Consider the following 15,640-nt stretch of genomic DNA (forward strand, 5'->3'; position numbering starts at 1 on the left):
AGACGGTGCTCACCAGTGTGGCGGATGGTGCAGATGAGGCATTTGCGATTAGGCTTGCCAACATGGCTAGCAAGACTGACGCCCGGTCCGGCGCTCGAACGAGCAGGTCAAAGGCCGCTTCGCGGAGTGGGTCCAGGTCGGCGCAGCCTCGGCCGAAGCCTGCTAGAAGGCCCGTCAAGGCACCGCGCAGGCCCGCCAGACGCCGCAATCACTCGCTGGTTACCAGCGCCGGTCTGACCTGCGGGCGGGCTGTGCGCGCGACGTGGCTGATGGTCGCCAAGGGGACCGGCAGCACGGCGCGGTCGGTCGGGCGGGCCCGCGACATCGACCCGGGGCACCGCCGGGATGGGATTGCCCTGGCCCTGTTGGGGCTCGCCGTCGTCGTCGCCGCCAGTTCCTGGTTCGACGCCGCCCGCCCGGTCGGCGCGTGGGTCGACTCGGTGCTGCGGATATTCATCGGCTCTGCGGTCGTGGTGCTGCCGTTGGTCACCGCGGCGATCGCGCTGCTGTTGATGCGCACCGAGCCCAACCCGGACGCCCGTCCGCGGCTGGTGCTGGGTGCGGCGATGGTGGCGCTGCCGCTGCTGGGCCTGTGGCATCTGTGGGCCGGCTCGCCGGACAGCCCGGCCGGGCGCGCGCACGCGGCCGGGTTCATCGGTTTCGCCATCGGGGGACCGCTCTCGGAGGGGTTGACCGCATGGATCTGCGCACCGCTGCTGTTCATCGGCGCGTTGTTCGGACTGCTGCTGTTGACCGGGACCACGATCCGGGAAGTGCCGGACACGCTGCGGTCCATGTTCGGTACCCGGATGTTCGACGGCGCCGAAGCTGAGACCGAGGCCTTCGACGCCGACGCAGATGTGGAAAGCCCGGTCGCCGAGGACTTTTCCGACGGTTACTACGACGACCCGTCGGCCTACGGCGACGACGAGGCGCAGGCATGGCCCTCGCCCGTCGCCGCGGACGACAGCCCGACAGTGCCGGAGCCCGCCGTCTCGCGCGGCCGCCGTCGGGGCGCCAAATCCGCCGGCAAGCAGGACACCGTGCTGCTCGACCGGGTCGTCGAGGGGCCCTACACGCTGCCGTCGCTGAGCCTGCTGGTGGCCGGGGACCCGCCCAAGAAACGCAGTGCCGCAAACGATCACATGGCCGAAGCGATCACGTCGGTGCTGGAGCAGTTCAAGGTCGACGCGGCAGTCACCGGCTGCACCCGCGGGCCGACGGTCACCCGCTATGAGGTGGAACTTGGGCCCGGGGTGAAGGTAGAGAAAATCACGGCGCTGCAACGCAATATCGCCTACGCGGTGGCCACCGAGAGTGTGCGGATGCTGGCGCCGATCCCGGGCAAGTCCGCCGTTGGCATCGAGGTGCCTAACACCGACCGCGAGATGGTGCGGCTGGCCGACGTGCTGACCGCGCCGTCGACCCGTCGCGACCACCATCCGCTGGTGATCGCTTTGGGCAAGGACATCGAAGGCGACTTCATCTCGGCCAACCTCGCCAAGATGCCGCACCTGCTGGTCGCCGGCTCCACCGGATCGGGCAAGTCCAGCTTCGTCAACTCGATGCTGGTGTCGCTGCTGGCGCGGGCCACCCCGGAAGAAGTCCGGATGATCCTGATCGACCCGAAAATGGTGGAACTGACGCCCTACGAAGGCATTCCGCATCTGATCACCCCGATCATCACCCAGCCGAAGAAGGCCGCCGCCGCGCTGGCGTGGCTGGTCGAGGAAATGGAACAGCGCTACCAGGACATGCAGGCATCACGGGTGCGCCACATCGACGACTTCAACGAGAAGGTGCGATCCGGCGCTATCACCGCACCGCTGGGCAGCCAGCGTGAATACCGGCCCTATCCATATGTGGTGGCGATCGTCGACGAGCTGGCTGACCTGATGATGACCGCGCCCCGCGACGTCGAAGACGCCATCGTGCGGATCACCCAGAAGGCCCGCGCCGCCGGCATCCACCTGGTCCTGGCTACCCAGCGGCCGTCGGTCGACGTCGTCACCGGTCTGATCAAGACCAATGTCCCGTCCAGACTGGCGTTCGCGACGTCGTCGCTGATCGACAGCCGGGTGATCTTGGATCAGGCGGGTGCCGAGAAGCTGATCGGCATGGGCGACGGCCTGTTCATTCCGATGGGCGCGAACAAACCGATCCGCCTACAGGGAGCGTTCATCACCGACGAGGAGATCCACGCCGTCGTCGCCGCCTGCAAAGAACAGGCCGAACCCCAATACACCGATGGCGTCACCACCGCCAAGCCCACCGGGGAACGCACCGATGTCGATCCCGATATCGGCGACGACATGGACGTCTTCCTGCAGGCCGTCGAGTTGGTGGTGTCCAGCCAGTTCGGCTCCACGTCGATGCTGCAGCGCAAGCTTCGGGTCGGGTTCGCCAAAGCCGGCCGGTTGATGGACCTGATGGAGACTCGCGGAATCGTCGGCCCCAGCGAAGGGTCGAAAGCCCGCGACGTGCTGGTCAAGCCCGATGAGCTGGCCGTGACCCTGGCGTCCATCCGGGGCACCGATAGCGGCGCCGACGACGAGGAAGACGCCGACTAGGGCCGAGCGTGCGGCCAGCCGCACACTCGCTGGGCTAGAGCACCAACAGCATCCGCGAGTTGCCCAGGATGTTGGGCTTGACGTAGCTGAGATCGAGAAACTCGGCGACACCGATGTCGTAGGAGCGGCACATTTCGTCGTACACCTCTGCGGTCACCGGCGTCCCTTCGATCTCGGTGAACCCGTGCCGGCCGAAGAACTCGGTCTCGAAGGTCAACACGAACAACCGCTGCAGCTGCAGTTCGCGGGCGACATCGAGAAGCTTGTCGACGACGGCGTGGCCGATGCCTCGCCCGGTCATCGTGGGGGCGACGGCCACGGTCCGCACCTCGCCGAGATCGGACCACAGTACGTGCAACGCGCCGCAGCCGACCACCTCGTCCTGATGTTCGGCCACCCAGAATTCCTGGACGGCTTCATACAGCGTGACCAGGTTCTTTTCCAGCAGGATCCGGCCGGCGTAGGTGTCGACCAACCCCTTGATCGCCGGTACGTCAGAGGTCCGCGCGCGCCGGATAACCGGCTGGTTGGCCGGTGGTCCGCCTGCTGCGTTCACGAATTGCACAGTAATGGCTTCAGCTAATCGGACCAGCAACCGATATTCTGTTGCCGTGTCGGGGCAGCCTCAAACAGGTCCGGTGGTCCCGCGCGTCCGCGTGACCAACCTCGCCAACGTGCTCACGCTTTTGCGGCTGGTGCTGGTCCCGGTGTTTCTGCTGGTGCTGTTCGCCGGGAATGGTCACGAAACCGTCAGCCGAATTGCGGCTTTCGTGGTTTTCGCCGTCGCCGTTATCACCGATCGCCTCGACGGCTCGTTGGCTCGCAATTACGGCATGGTGACCGAATTCGGCACACTGGCCGACCCGATCGCGGACAAGACACTCGTCGGCGCGGCGTTGATCGGGCTGTCGATGCTCGGTGACCTGCCCTGGTGGGTGACGGTGGTGATCCTGTCCCGCGAGGTTGGCATCACCGTGTTGCGTTTTGTGGTGCTGCACCGCGGCGTCATCCCCGCCAGCCGCGGCGGCAAACTCAAAACCCTCGTGCAGGCCGTTGCGATCGGACTCTTCATCCTGCCGCTGTCGGGATCGTGGTCGGTGGCCGCGTCGGTTGTGATGGCGGCCGCGATCGTGCTGACCCTGGTCACCGGCGTGGACTATGTCGCTTCCGCCGTGCGGGATGTCCGTACGCGACCCGCTGCTGACTGACGACGCCCGAGCACTGGTAGCGGATCTGACCGTCCGCAAGCTGTCGCCACCACGGAGTCGCTGACCGCGGGGCTGCTCGCGGCCACCCTCGCCGGAGTGGCCGGCGCCAGCGAGGTTCTGCGCGCGGGAACCAATGGGCGCGCGGCGGTCGTTGATCTGATGAACCATCTCGGCTGAGCGGACTTAAGGAGAGCGCGATGGCGTCATTGCTGCGCGAGGTTCTCGGCGACGTGCTGCGTCGCGCCCGAACCAAACAAGGCCGGACCTTGCGTGAAGTGTCGGACGCTGCGCGGGTCAGCTTGGGCTACCTGTCCGAGGTCGAGCGAGGTCGCAAAGAGGCGTCCAGCGAGCTGCTGAGCGCGATCTGCACTGCCCTGGATGTCCCGTTGGCACAGCTGCTCGTCGAGGCCGGTGAACAATTGGCACGCCGCGAGGCCCCGGTCGCTCCGGCCAGCGCGGCGAATATCGATGTCAGCACGAAGGTCGTCATCCCGCCGGCTGTCGCTTTGGCCCTATCGGCCCGCGCCTAGCCGCACCGCAAGGGTGTGGCAATCGGCGTGGAACCGATAAATTGAGCTTCAGCACGAGTGCAGACACCTACACACGAAGGCGGAGCTAATCCATGGCCAATCCGTTCGTCAAAGCGTGGAAGTACGTCATGGCGCTGTTCAACGCGAAGATCGACGAGCACGCCGACCCCAAAGTTCAGATCCAGCAGGCCATCGAGGAAGCGCAGCGTCAGCACCAGGCGCTGACCCAGCAAGCCGCCCAGGTGATCGGCAATCAGCGCCAACTCGAGATGCGGCTCAACCGGCAGCTGGCCGATATCGAGAAGCTGCAGGTCAACGTCCGGCAAGCGGTGACGCTCGCCGACCAGGCCACCGCCGCGGGAGACACCGCCAAAGCCACCGAATACAACAACGCCGCTGAGGCCTTCGCGGCCCAGCTGGTGACCGCCGAGCAGAGCGTGGAAGACCTCAAGGCATTGCACGACCAGGCGCTTGGCGCCGCCGCGCAAGCCAAGAAGGCCGTCGAACGAAACGCGATGGTGCTGCAGCAGAAGATCGCCGAGCGCACCAAGCTGCTCAGCCAGCTCGAGCAGGCCAAGATGCAGGAGGAGGTCAGCAAGTCGTTGCGGTCGATGAGCGAGATCGCCGCACCCGGCACCACTCCTAGCCTCGACGAGGTACGCGACAAGATCGAGCGCCGCTACGCCAACGCGATGGGTGAGGCCGAGTTGGCGCAGAACTCGGTGCAGGGCCGCATGCTCGAGGTCGAGCAGGCCGGCGTGGAGATGGCCGGCCACTCGCGGTTGGAGCAGATCCGCGCATCGATGCGCGGCGAGGCGTTACCGGCTGGAGGGGCGGTCGGCGACCGCGCGGCAACCCCGGGCACTACGTCTACCTCGGCCACACCGGCGGCGGCCCCTCAAGCCGGCAACGCCGAGAAGCCCATCGGCCAGCAGTAAACGAGCGGAGCGAAATGGCGGTGGAGTTCGGTCGCAGCGCCCCGTGGCGGGCATTGCTGCTGCGCGGTCTCGACACGGCCGACGCACTCTCCGAGTTGGTGGCGCAGAAGATCAGCGCCGCCACCGATCCGCGGGAAAAGCTGCTGCGCCGACGCCGCCGTGCACTGCGGTGGGGCCTGATATTCGCCGCCGGGTGCGTGTTCTGGGGTGTGGTGACGGCGGTCCTGGCGGCGTGGGGCTGGTTCGCGTTGCTGCTCGAGATCACCGGTGGGATCGCGGTCGGGCAGGCGATGATCGCGACGCTGCTGCTGATTCGCTACCGGTGGCTGCGAGCCGAGCCACTGCCCACGCAGCGGCCGGCCGGTGGCCGACGCCTGCCACCGCCTAGTTCGGCGGCACGATCGGCGATGTCGGCGCTGGGAGCCTCCGAACGGGGATTCTTCTCGTTACTCGGGGTTATCCAACGAGGAAACATGCTGCCCGCCAACGAGATTCGTGAGCTGACCGCAGCCGCTGACAAGAGCTCGGCCGCCATGGCGGCTACCGCCGCCGAGGTGGTGTCGATGGAGCGGGCGGCCAACGGCACCCCGCAGTCGCGGTCCTACCTGGCCCCCACCATCAACGCGTTTACCGCGCAGTTGAGCGCCGGCGTGCGTCAGTACAACGAAATGGTCACCGCCGCAGCGCAGTTGGTCTCGTCGGCGAACGCAGATCGCGGCGTCGCGTTGGTGGCCTCACGGCAGCGCTATCGCGACGAGCTGGCCGGCGCGACCGATCGTCTGATCGGCTGGTCGCAGGCTTTCGACGAACTCGGCGGGTTGCCGCGCGTCCGCTAGCTGTTGTGGCTGTCTGGGGTCGACTCGGGCCTGGGGCCGTAGCGTTCGATGTAGGCCTGATGGATGTGCGCGTCGCGCTGGCGACGTCGTTCGTCGACGAGATCCGGGTCGAGGTTGTGCACCTGCAGCATGTGGCGGCGCCACACCTTGTTGAGCGCGTGCGAGAAATACACGAACGGGATGAGGATCGGCAGCGTCATGCTCAGGTGGACGTCCAGCGTCGTGGGAATCAGCCAGAACGGGGCAAGCACCAACACCGCCGGAATGGCGACACGGATCATCATCCGCGCGGCGGCGCCCTTGCCGGCCAGGTCGTTGCGCACCCAGTCCCGCATCGAGTCGGGTAGCCGCCGCCCGCAGCAGTACCGGACATACTGGAGCGCGTTCGGCCGTGTGCTGTCGCTCACTGGACTGTCCTCTCGGCTCGGGGGCTCAGAACGACGCCCTGAGCGACGGCACCACCAACCCGACCAGGCCCCGTGCCGTCGCCTTGAGCAGTCTGCTCGGTCATGATCACCAGCCTAACGGCGATTCGAGCCGCCGAGCGCTGTGGCAGGGTAGGGCGATGCGCGTTGCCGTGGTCGCTGGACCAGACCCCGGGCACTCGTTTCCGGCCATCGCGCTGTGCCGGCATTTTTCGGCAGCCGGCGACGCGCCGACCCTGCTCACCGGCACCGAATGGCTCGAAACCGCCCGCGCCGCCGGCGTCGACGCCATCGAACTGGCCGGGCTCGACCCCACCGCAGACGACGACGACCGGGACGCCGGCGCCAAGATCCACCAGCGCGCGGCGCGGATGGCGGTGCTGAATCTTCCGCAGCTCCGGGAGCTGGCGCCGGCCCTCGTGGTGTCGGATGTCATCACCGCCTGCGGCGGGATGTCCGCCGAGCTGCTGGGGATTCCGTGGATCGAACTGAACCCGCATCCGCTGTACCTGCCGTCGAAGGGGCTGCCGCCGCTGGGTAGCGGGCTTGCGCCGGGCACCGGTATCAAGGGCCGACTGCGGGACGCCGCGATGCGGGCGCTGACCGCGCGATCCTGGCGCGCCGGTATACGTCAGCGCGCGGGGGTCCGCGTCGAGATCGGTTTGCCCGCCACCGATCCCGGGCCCCTGCGACGGCTGATCGCCACGCTGCCCGCCCTGGAGGTTCCCCGCCCGGACTGGCCGGCCGAAGCCGTGCTGGTAGGTCCGCTGCACTTCGAGCCGACCGAGCAACTGCTGCCGATCCCGCCGGGCGCCGGCCCGGTGGTGGTGGTCGCGCCGTCGACGGCGTTGACCGGGACGAAGGGGATGGCCCAGACCGCGCTGGACTGCCTGGCGCCCGGGACCGGTTTGCCCGTCGGCGCACGGGTGGTGGTGTCGCGGCTGAACGGTCCTGATCTGACCGTGCCGCCGTGGGCGGTGGCCGGGCTGGGGCGTCAAGACGAACTGCTGGCGCATGCCGACCTGGCGATCTGCGGCGGCGGGCACGGAATGGTGGCCAAGACACTGCTGGCCGGCGTGCCGCTGGTGGTGGTTCCCGGCGGCGCGGATCAGTGGGAGATCGCCAACCGGGTGGCGCGCCAGGGCAGCGGACGGCTGGTTCGGCCGTTGACCGCCGAGGCGTTGGTCAAGGCCGTCGATGAGGTGCTTACGACGCCGAGCTACCGCGAAGCCGCCCAGCGGGCCGCGGCCAGCGTCACCGATGTCGCCGATCCGGTACGGGTGTGCCGCGATGCGCTCGCGCCCGCCGGGCGGCTTGGGCCCAGGTAGCTTGGTCGGCGTGCGCCTGACGGAATTTCACGAGCGGGTCACGTTGCGTTTCGGGGCCACCTACGGCGCCTCGGTGTTGTCCGATCACGTGCTGACCGGCTTCGACGGCCGCACCGGCGCGCAGGCGATCGAGGACGGCGTCGACCCGCGCGACGTGTGGCGGGCGCTCTGCGTCGACTTCGACGTTCCCCGCGAACAGTGGTGAAGTTTGGCGCCGGTTGCTGAACCTTCTCTACGGGTATTTCGTGCACGAAAGGTACTCAATGATGTGCAACATGATGTGCAACCGAATGCGGAGGCTGGCGTGAATACTGCGACTTTTCGTTGGCGAGCGATCCTGGCGGCTGGACTGGCAGTGGTGGGACTCGCCGCGGCGGTGTTCCTCGTCCGATATCCCATGATGCCGCCCGCGAGCGCGTCGAGCGCAATTCCGGCACCGGCGGTCGACGAACCGGCGACCGGACGCCCCAAGGCCGAGACCGCGGTCCTGGCCGGCGGCTGTTTCTGGGGTGTGCAGGGCGTTTACCAGCACGTCAAAGGGGTGAACGCGGCCGAGTCCGGGTACGCGGGAGGAGACGCGGCGACAGCTAATTACGAGGCAGTCAGCACCGAGACCACCGGGCACGCCGAGTCGGTGCGTATCAGCTATGACCCGACCCAGGTTACCTACGGCCAGCTGTTGCAGATCTTTTTCGCCGTCGTGCAAGATCCAACCGAACTCAACCGTCAGGGACCCGACGTGGGCCCTTCGTACCGTTCGGTGATCTTTGCTCAGGACCCGACTCAACGAAACATTGCGGATGCGTACATCGCCCAGCTGAACCAGGCGGGCGCTTTCCCCGCGCCGATCGTCACCAGTGTGTCGTCGGCAGCCCAGTTCTTCCCTGCGGAGGCCTACCACCAGAACTTCTTCGACTTGCATCCGAACAACCCGTACATCGTCCAAAACGACTTGCCCAAGTTGGACGCGCTCAAGTCGACGTTCCCGGGCCTATATCGCGGCTAGCCGGCACTGATGCGCGGGTGGTCCGCGGCTAGGACGCTGGCCAGATGTGTGATGGATACGCGTGGATAAGCGCGCTGCTCAATCTCGGGACGCGGTGGATCAACTCATGTTCGGCGTCGTGAGCAATGCGGTGCGCATCGGCGAGGCTGGTTGCTGAGTCGACATCGAGTTCGGCGTCTGCGTGCAGCCGGTGTCCGATCCAACGCATCCTGATGCTGCGCACCGCTTTGACGCCGGGGTTGGCAACAAGCGAGCTTTCGGCGGCGTCGACGATCTCCGGGTCCACGCCGTCTAACAGGCGGCGGAAGATATCGCGCGCCGCGGTGCGAAGTACCGCCAGGATCGCCACGGTGATCAGCAGGCCAATGATCGGGTCGGCCAGCGGGAAGCCGAGTGCCACCCCGCCGGCGCTTAATAACACGCTGAGCGAGGTGAATCCGTCAGTGCGGGCGTGCAATCCGTCGGCTACCAGAGCGGCCGAGCCGATCCGGCGTCCCACGCTGATGCGGTAGATGGCTACGAGTTCGTTGCCGATGAAACCCATCAGACCCGCGGCGGCGACCCAGCCGAGATGCTCGATCGGCACCGGGTGGATCAGGCGCATGACGGCTTCGTAACCGGCGATGATCGCTGACAAAGTGATCATCGCGATCACGAACAGGCCCGCGAGGTCTTCGACGCGGCCGAATCCGTACGTGTAGCGGCGGCTGGGCGCGCGGTTGCTCAGGGCGAATGCGATCCACAGCGGGATCGCCGTCAGGGCGTCCGAGAAGTTGTGGATGGTATCGGCGGCCAGGGCGACCGACCCGGAGATGATGACGATCGCCACCTGCGCCAATGCGGTGATGCCCAGGGCGACCAGGCTGATCTTGACCGCTCGGATACCGCTGGCGCTGGACTCCAGGGCGCTGTCGTAGCTGTCTGACGCGTCGTGGCTGTGGGGGACGAAGATCTGTTTGACCGCAGCCCTCAATCCGCGTGGATGGTCGTGGTCGTGGTCATGGTCATGGTCATGGTCATGGGTGTGGGAATGGGAATGGTCGTGTCCATGGGTGTGGCCGTGATCGGAGCCATCGTCGCTGGGCAGGCCAGGCAACGATCTCTTATCTGCGTCCATGCGTAGATAATAGATCAACAAGGCATGAGTGGTTGGCCTTCGCGGATTCCGCCGTAGACACGCCGCGGCGCGCCTGCTTGCTTTCGAACACCTGTTCGCTAATGTGGTGAGCGTTCGACAGCGCCGACTTGTCGGTGGGCTGCTTTAACGTCGCGGCCAACTGACCGATACCGGTCAACCGAACAACGACTACACCGAGAGGTAGCACCATGACGCAAGCCCCCGACCGCGAGAAGGCCCTCGAACTGGCGATGGCCCAGATCGAGAAGAGTTACGGCAAAGGTTCGGTGATGCGCCTCGGCGACGAGGTGCGCCAGCCGATCTCGGTCATCCCGACCGGGTCGATCGCACTGGACGTTGCCCTGGGCATCGGTGGCCTGCCCCGTGGCCGCGTCGTGGAGATCTACGGTCCGGAGTCCTCGGGTAAGACCACCGTCGCACTGCACGCGGTGGCCAACGCCCAGGCCGCCGGCGGCATCGCGGCGTTCATCGACGCGGAGCACGCGCTGGACCCCGACTACGCCAACAAGCTTGGCGTGGACACCGATTCGCTGCTGGTCAGCCAGCCCGACACCGGCGAGCAGGCGCTCGAGATCGCTGACATGCTGATCCGCTCCGGCGCGCTGGACATTCTGGTCATCGACTCGGTGGCCGCGCTGGTGCCGCGGGCTGAGATCGAAGGCGAGATGGGCGACAGCCATGTCGGACTGCAGGCCCGGCTGATGAGTCAGGCGCTGCGGAAAATGACCGGCGCACTGAACAATTCGGGTACCACGGCGATCTTCATCAACCAGCTGCGTGAGAAGATCGGAGTGATGTTTGGCTCGCCTGAAACAACAACGGGCGGAAAGGCTTTGAAATTTTACGCCTCCATTCGACTGGACGTGCGGCGGATCGAGACGCTCAAGGACGGCACCGATGCGGTGGGTAACCGCACGCGGGTCAAGGTCGTCAAGAACAAGGTGTCGCCGCCGTTCAAGCAGGCCGAGTTCGACATCCTCTACGGCAAGGGCATCAGCAGGGAAGGCTCGCTGATCGACATGGGCGTGGACCAGGGCTTCATCCGCAAGTCCGGGTCCTGGTTCACCTACGAGGGTGAGCAGCTGGGTCAGGGCAAGGAGAACGCCCGCAACTTCTTGATGGAGAACGCCGAGGTGGCCAACGAGATCGAGAAGAAGATCAAGGAAAAGCTCGGCATTGGCGCGGTGGTGACCGATGGTTTGACCGATGACAGCGTCTTGCCCGCCCCCGTCGATTTCTGAGCCGTCTCGCGAGGAGCTGGCGCGGGCGTTGTGCCTGCGCCTGCTCACCGCGCGGGCACGCACCCGCGCCGAGTTGGCCGGTCAGCTGGCCAAGCGCGGTTATCCGGACGATGTCAGCGCTCGGGTGCTAGACCGGCTGACGGACGTTGGGTTGGTGGACGACGCCGGCTTCGCCCAACAGTGGGTGCATTCGCGTCGGGCCAACACCGGAAAAGGCAAGCGCGCGTTGGCCGCTGAGCTACACACCAAAGGGGTCGACAACGACGTCATCACCTCGGTGCTCGGCGGCATCAACCCGGCTGCCGAGCGCGGCCGCGCCGAGCAGCTGGTGCGGGCCAGGCTGCGTCGGGAGAGCCTCGGCGACGCCGATGACGCTCGGGTGAGCCGTCGGCTGGTGGCAATGCTGGCCCGCCGCGGGTTCGGTCAGACGATGGCCTACGAGGTAGTCAGCGCCGAGGTGGCCGCCGAACGGGAGCGCAGGCGCGTCTAGGCGCGCATCACCGAAACGCGGCCGCGTTCTGTCGTGCCCAACGGTCGAATGAAATCGGTTCACGGCCAAGGGTTGACGCGACGTTGTTGGTCACGGTGGCAAGCCGACCCTCCCGCATTGCCCGGAAGATCGACAGGCGGGCGTCGATTAGGGGTTCCGGACTGCCCCAGGCGGCCTGCCGTCGACGCTCATCATCGTCAGACACCGGCTGGAAGCGCAGTTCCCGCCCGATGGCGGCACCGACTTTTGCGGTCATGTCGGCAAAGCTCAGCGCTTCGGGGCCGGTGATCGGCACCGATAGCCCCTCGTACTGGGGGTTCGTCATCGCCGCGATCGCCACGTCGGCGATGTCGTCGGAGTGAATGAACGGAATAGTGCCGTCGCCGGCGGCGCAGCGGACCACACCATCGGTTTTGATCGCGTCGGCCCAATTCAGGAAGTTGTCCATGAACCCGGATGGCCGCACGAAAACGAACCCGATCCCGCTGTTTCGGACGGCGGCTTCGCCCTCCCGGTGCCATACGCCGGTCCCGACGCCTTGTTCGACGTCGTCGGTCGACAGTTTCACCAGCAACCTGACACCTGCCAGTTTCGCGACGCTGGCCGCGAGCTTGTCCTTCTCCGCGAGATCGACGCCCGTGGTAACCAGAAAGACCACGTCGACGCCGTCGACGGCGCGCGCCAGCGCGGTCGGGTCGGCGAGATCGCCAACTCTCACGTCAACCCGGTCGCCGTAACGGCTGGTCGCCTTGTCGCCATTACGCACGAAAACGCGCGTTTGCTCGTCGCGCGCAAGAAGACGCTCGACGACCCGGCTACCGATATTTCCGGTCGCCCCGGTGACCAGATACGTAGTGCCGCCGGTTGATTCGTGCATCGGAGTTCCTTCCGCCGTGACTGTCTGTTGACGCCAGACTGGATCGGCGACCTGGAAAGCGCTATGCACCGGCGAGAATCCGACGGAAACTAGCGCAATAATGAGCGATATGACGGAAATAGTCAGAACAACCGTTCCGCTATTTCCCCTCGACGCGGTTGACCGCCGGTTGCTGCACGCTCTGGGAGTCGACGGCCGGGCATCATTTCGGCTGATCGCCTCGGTGATCGGGGTGTCCGAGCAGACCGCGGCGCGGCGTTACCGTCGTCTGCGAGATGCGGGTGTGGTTCGGGTGCTGATGTTGCCGGCCCCGGACCCCGCTGATCGTGGGCAGTTGGTGCGTCTCGAGGTACAACCCCAGGCCGTGCGCGCGGTGGCCGACGCGCTGGCCAGGCGGCCGGACGTGTCGTGGCTGCGGCTGATAAATGCGGGTGCCGAGCTTCTGTTCGGTGTCCGTGCCCGCACACCAGCCGAGCGGGATTCCTTGCTGCTTGATCAGCTTCCACGCACCGGCAGGGTATTACGCACGACCGTCTATTCCGTGCTGCACCATTTCCGCACCCCGGGAGAGGCGGATTGGGCGGGGTTTCCGGATCAGCTCGATGCGGAGCAGCGGTCGCAACTGCGGGTCGACGTACCCGACCGGCCATCGATGCGCCCGGAAAGCGCCGATCAGCCAATGGTCGACGAGCTCGCCGCCGACGGGCGGGCCACTTACGCACGGTTGGCCGACGTCGGCGGCATGTCGGAATCCGCCGCGGCACGACGCGTCGAGCTGCTGGTGGGCTCGGGCGCCCTGTACAGCGACGTGGACATCGCACCAGAAATGTTGGGCTATCCAGCCGGGGCGACTTTGTATCTGGAGGTGACCCCGTCGAGAGTGCCGGCGGTCGGCGCGCTGCTTGCCGCCCACCAGCCGACCGCGTTCGTCGCCGCGGTGGGAGGTTCGGCCAACATGGTCGCCGCGATACGGTGCCGGGACGTGGCCGAGATCTACGAGTACGTCACCGCCACGCTCGGACGAGTCAACGGTGTGGAACACGTCGAGGTTTCGACCGTCTCGCGGACCATCAAGCATGCCCGGTCGGTCACCGACGAGAATCGACTCACCACTTCGGTCGGTCGAGGCTGATCGCCTGCGGTTCGAGGCTGTGCCCGATCGCCGTACCATGGCCCCGTGACTTCGACGGTGGCATCGGACGCGGCGGCTGAGCGCTCGCCGGTGGCGTCGCGGCGCACCTATCAGGTGCGCACCTACGGATGTCAGATGAACGTCCATGATTCGGAGCGGCTGGCAGGCCTGTTGGAGGCGGCGGGCTACCGGCGCGCGCCCGACGGCGCCGACGCGGATGTGGTGGTCTTCAACACCTGTGCGGTGCGCGAGAACGCTGACAACAAGCTCTACGGCAACCTCAGCCACCTGGCTCCGCGTAAGCGCAGCGACCCGGACATGCAGATCGCGGTCGGCGGCTGTCTGGCTCAGAAGGACAAAGACGCGGTGCTGCGCAAGGCGCCGTGGGTCGACGTCGTTTTCGGCACCCACAACATCGGATCGTTGCCCGCGCTGCTTGACCGGGCCCGCCACAACAAGGTTGCCCAGGTAGAAATCGCCGAGGCATTACAGGAGTTTCCATCGGCGCTGCCTGCCGCGCGCGAATCTGCTTACGCTGCTTGGGTTTCCATTTCGGTCGGCTGCAATAACAGCTGCACCTTCTGCATCGTGCCGTCGTTGCGCGGCAAGGAGGTCGACCGCAGTCCGGCTGACATCCTGGCCGAGGTGCGGTCGCTGGTGCAGGCCGGCGTGCTGGAGGTCACCCTCCTGGGTCAGAACGTCAACGCGTACGGGGTCTCGTTCGCCGATTCGCGGTTACCGCGCAATCGTGGCGCCTTCGCCGAACTACTGACCGAATGCGGACGCATCGATGGGTTGGAGCGGGTGCGGTTCACCTCACCGCATCCGGCCGAATTCACCGACGACGTCATCGACGCGATGGCGCAGACGCCCAACGTCTGCCCGGCCTTGCACATGCCGCTGCAATCGGGGTCGAACCGGATGTTGCGGGCGATGCGGCGGTCTTACCGGGCCGAGCGTTTTCTCGGCATCATCGACCGGGTTCGGGCGGCCATGCCGCACGCGGCCATCACCACCGACCTGATCGTCGGCTTCCCCGGTGAGACCGAGGAGGACTTCGCCGCGACGCTGGACGTCGTGCGGCGGGCCCGGTTCTCCGGCGCGTTCACCTTCCAGTACTCCAAGCGCCCCGGTACTCCCGCGGCGGAACTGGACGGTCAGTTGCCGAAAGCCGTCGTCCAGGAACGTTACGAGCGACTGGTCGGGCTCCAAGAGCAGATCGCGCTGGAAGAGAACCGCGACCAGATCGGACGCAGCGTTGAGTTGCTGGTGGCCACCGGGGAAGGCCGCAAGGACAGCCGCACCGCCCGGATGAGCGGGCGCGCGCGAGACGGCCGCCTGGTGCATTTCGCGCCCGGCGGGGAGCAGGTACGTCCGGGCGACATCGTCACAACGATCATCACCGATGCCGCGCCGCATCATCTCATCGCCGACGGCGATGTCATCACCCATCGCCGCACCCGCGCCGGTGATGCTTACGACGGCGGGCAACGTCCCAGCGGTGTCGGGCTGGGCATGCCGGGCGTCGGACAACCGGCGACGGCGGTGGAACCCGCGGGATGCTCTCGATGAGCGAAAACGAGCCCAAGGACGGCGAGTTCGACGCTTTCCGGCCCGATATCGAGGCGGCAGAGCAACGGATTGCCCGCGAAATCGAACCGGGCGCAAGGGCTTTGGTCGTTGCCATCCTGGTATTCGTGCTGATTGCGTCGTTCATCCTGCCGCATACCGGCCACGTCCGCGGATGGGATGTGCTGTTTTCCACTAATGGTTCCGCGGCGGCGGCGGTGGCGCTGCCGTCAAGGGTATTCGCCTGGCTGGCCCTGGTTTTCGGCGTCGGCTTCTCGATGTTGGCGTTGTTGACCCGGCGCTGGGCGTTGGCCTGGGTGGCTTTGGCGGGTTCGGCGGTGGCCAGTGCTGC

16 protein-coding genes and 2 pseudogenes are annotated in these 15,640 nt (G+C 66.6%); 14 read left to right on the top strand and 4 right to left on the bottom strand.

The annotated features are described in order from the left end of the window. The first annotated feature begins 62 nt into the window (after nucleotides 1-62). Complete coding sequence (locus VNW74_RS27955; RefSeq protein ID WP_325682924.1) at nucleotides 63-2,570, top strand: DNA translocase FtsK; 2,508 nt, start codon at nucleotides 63-65, stop codon at nucleotides 2,568-2,570. A 34-nt stretch (nucleotides 2,571-2,604) separates the two neighbouring features. Here VNW74_RS27955 and VNW74_RS27960 read toward each other — a convergent pair whose 3' ends face one another. Continuing rightward, nucleotides 2,605-3,126 (bottom strand): amino-acid N-acetyltransferase, encoded by a 522-nt coding sequence (locus tag VNW74_RS27960; RefSeq protein WP_325682926.1) that lies wholly within the window; start codon nucleotides 3,124-3,126, stop codon nucleotides 2,605-2,607. Nucleotides 3,127-3,181: 55 nt separating this feature from the next. On the opposite strand from VNW74_RS27960, the gene pgsA reads away from it, so the two are divergent. The 5 genes and pseudogenes from pgsA (at nucleotide 3,182) to pspM (ending at nucleotide 6,082) form a co-directional block, all read left to right on the top strand. Then, on the top strand, nucleotides 3,182-3,778 hold the full coding sequence (pgsA, locus tag VNW74_RS27965) for a CDP-diacylglycerol--glycerol-3-phosphate 3-phosphatidyltransferase (protein WP_325682928.1): 597 nt from the start codon (nucleotides 3,182-3,184) through the stop codon (nucleotides 3,776-3,778). Next, nucleotides 3,750-3,907 (top strand): annotated as a pseudogene (locus tag VNW74_RS27970) (CinA family protein); the annotation flags it as partial. The gene pgsA and the pseudogene VNW74_RS27970, both read left to right, overlap by 29 nt. A gap of 68 nt (nucleotides 3,908-3,975) precedes the next feature. Continuing rightward, nucleotides 3,976-4,308, top strand: coding sequence for a transcriptional regulator ClgR (clgR, locus tag VNW74_RS27975; protein ID WP_325682930.1), 333 nt, complete (start codon nucleotides 3,976-3,978; stop codon nucleotides 4,306-4,308). 92 nt (nucleotides 4,309-4,400) lie between these two features. Then, nucleotides 4,401-5,246 (top strand): phage shock protein PspA, encoded by an 846-nt coding sequence (pspA, locus tag VNW74_RS27980; RefSeq protein ID WP_325682932.1) that lies wholly within the window; start codon nucleotides 4,401-4,403, stop codon nucleotides 5,244-5,246. 14 nt (nucleotides 5,247-5,260) lie between these two features. After that, on the top strand, nucleotides 5,261-6,082 hold the full coding sequence (gene pspM, locus VNW74_RS27985; protein ID WP_325682934.1) for a phage shock envelope stress response protein PspM: 822 nt from the start codon (nucleotides 5,261-5,263) through the stop codon (nucleotides 6,080-6,082). Here pspM and VNW74_RS27990 read toward each other — a convergent pair. Next, nucleotides 6,079-6,489 (bottom strand): DUF5313 domain-containing protein, encoded by a 411-nt coding sequence (locus tag VNW74_RS27990; RefSeq protein ID WP_325682936.1) that lies wholly within the window; start codon nucleotides 6,487-6,489, stop codon nucleotides 6,079-6,081. The two genes, pspM and VNW74_RS27990, sit on opposite strands and share 4 nt — an antisense overlap. Before the next feature lie 158 nt (nucleotides 6,490-6,647). On the opposite strand from VNW74_RS27990, the gene VNW74_RS27995 reads away from it, so the two are divergent. From VNW74_RS27995 to msrA, 3 genes are all read left to right on the top strand, one after another. Then, on the top strand, nucleotides 6,648-7,835 hold the full coding sequence (locus tag VNW74_RS27995; protein ID WP_325682938.1) for a glycosyltransferase: 1,188 nt from the start codon (nucleotides 6,648-6,650) through the stop codon (nucleotides 7,833-7,835). Between the two features lie 10 nt (nucleotides 7,836-7,845). Beyond that, nucleotides 7,846-8,040: a DUF3046 domain-containing protein gene (locus VNW74_RS28000; RefSeq protein ID WP_414686807.1), complete on the top strand. Its 195-nt coding sequence runs from the start codon at nucleotides 7,846-7,848 to the stop codon at nucleotides 8,038-8,040. A 99-nt stretch (nucleotides 8,041-8,139) separates the two neighbouring features. Continuing rightward, the gene (msrA, locus tag VNW74_RS28005) at nucleotides 8,140-8,841 is read left to right on the top strand and encodes a peptide-methionine (S)-S-oxide reductase MsrA (protein WP_325682942.1); all 702 of its coding nucleotides are present in this window, start codon (nucleotides 8,140-8,142) and stop codon (nucleotides 8,839-8,841) included. Between the two features lie 28 nt (nucleotides 8,842-8,869). Here the strand turns inward: msrA and VNW74_RS28010 are convergent, their stop codons facing one another. Beyond that, a complete protein-coding gene (locus VNW74_RS28010; protein WP_325682944.1) occupies nucleotides 8,870-9,958 on the bottom strand; it encodes a cation diffusion facilitator family transporter in 1,089 nt (362 codons plus the stop codon). 209 nt (nucleotides 9,959-10,167) lie between these two features. Here VNW74_RS28010 and recA point away from each other — a divergent pair, with 209 nt between their 5' ends. Together recA and recX are read left to right on the top strand one after the other, a co-directional pair. After that, nucleotides 10,168-11,220, top strand: a complete 1,053-nt coding sequence (gene recA / locus VNW74_RS28015; RefSeq protein WP_325682946.1) for a recombinase RecA — start codon at nucleotides 10,168-10,170, stop codon at nucleotides 11,218-11,220. After that, complete coding sequence (gene recX / locus VNW74_RS28020) at nucleotides 11,186-11,710, top strand: recombination regulator RecX (protein WP_325682948.1); 525 nt, start codon at nucleotides 11,186-11,188, stop codon at nucleotides 11,708-11,710. Before recA ends, recX begins: the two co-directional genes overlap by 35 nt. A gap of 7 nt (nucleotides 11,711-11,717) precedes the next feature. On the opposite strand, the gene VNW74_RS28025 is transcribed toward recX, so the two are convergent. Next, complete coding sequence (locus VNW74_RS28025; RefSeq protein WP_325682950.1) at nucleotides 11,718-12,587, bottom strand: SDR family oxidoreductase; 870 nt, start codon at nucleotides 12,585-12,587, stop codon at nucleotides 11,718-11,720. A gap of 109 nt (nucleotides 12,588-12,696) precedes the next feature. Here VNW74_RS28025 and VNW74_RS28030 point away from each other — a divergent pair, with 109 nt between their 5' ends. The 3 genes and pseudogenes from VNW74_RS28030 to VNW74_RS28040 form a co-directional block, all read left to right on the top strand. Further along, entirely contained in the window at nucleotides 12,697-13,719 is a 1,023-nt protein-coding gene (locus tag VNW74_RS28030; protein WP_325682952.1) for an Lrp/AsnC family transcriptional regulator, read from the top strand. Between the two features lie 45 nt (nucleotides 13,720-13,764). Continuing rightward, nucleotides 13,765-15,291, top strand: coding sequence for a tRNA (N6-isopentenyl adenosine(37)-C2)-methylthiotransferase MiaB (gene miaB / locus VNW74_RS28035; RefSeq protein ID WP_325682954.1), 1,527 nt, complete (start codon nucleotides 13,765-13,767; stop codon nucleotides 15,289-15,291). Then, a pseudogene (locus VNW74_RS28040) lies at nucleotides 15,288-15,640 on the top strand (hypothetical protein); the annotation flags it as partial. The gene miaB and the pseudogene VNW74_RS28040, both read left to right, overlap by 4 nt.

Origin of the sequence: Mycobacterium sp., assembly GCF_035570115.1 — a bacterium.
GTDB lineage: Bacteria > Actinomycetota > Actinomycetes > Mycobacteriales > Mycobacteriaceae > Mycobacterium.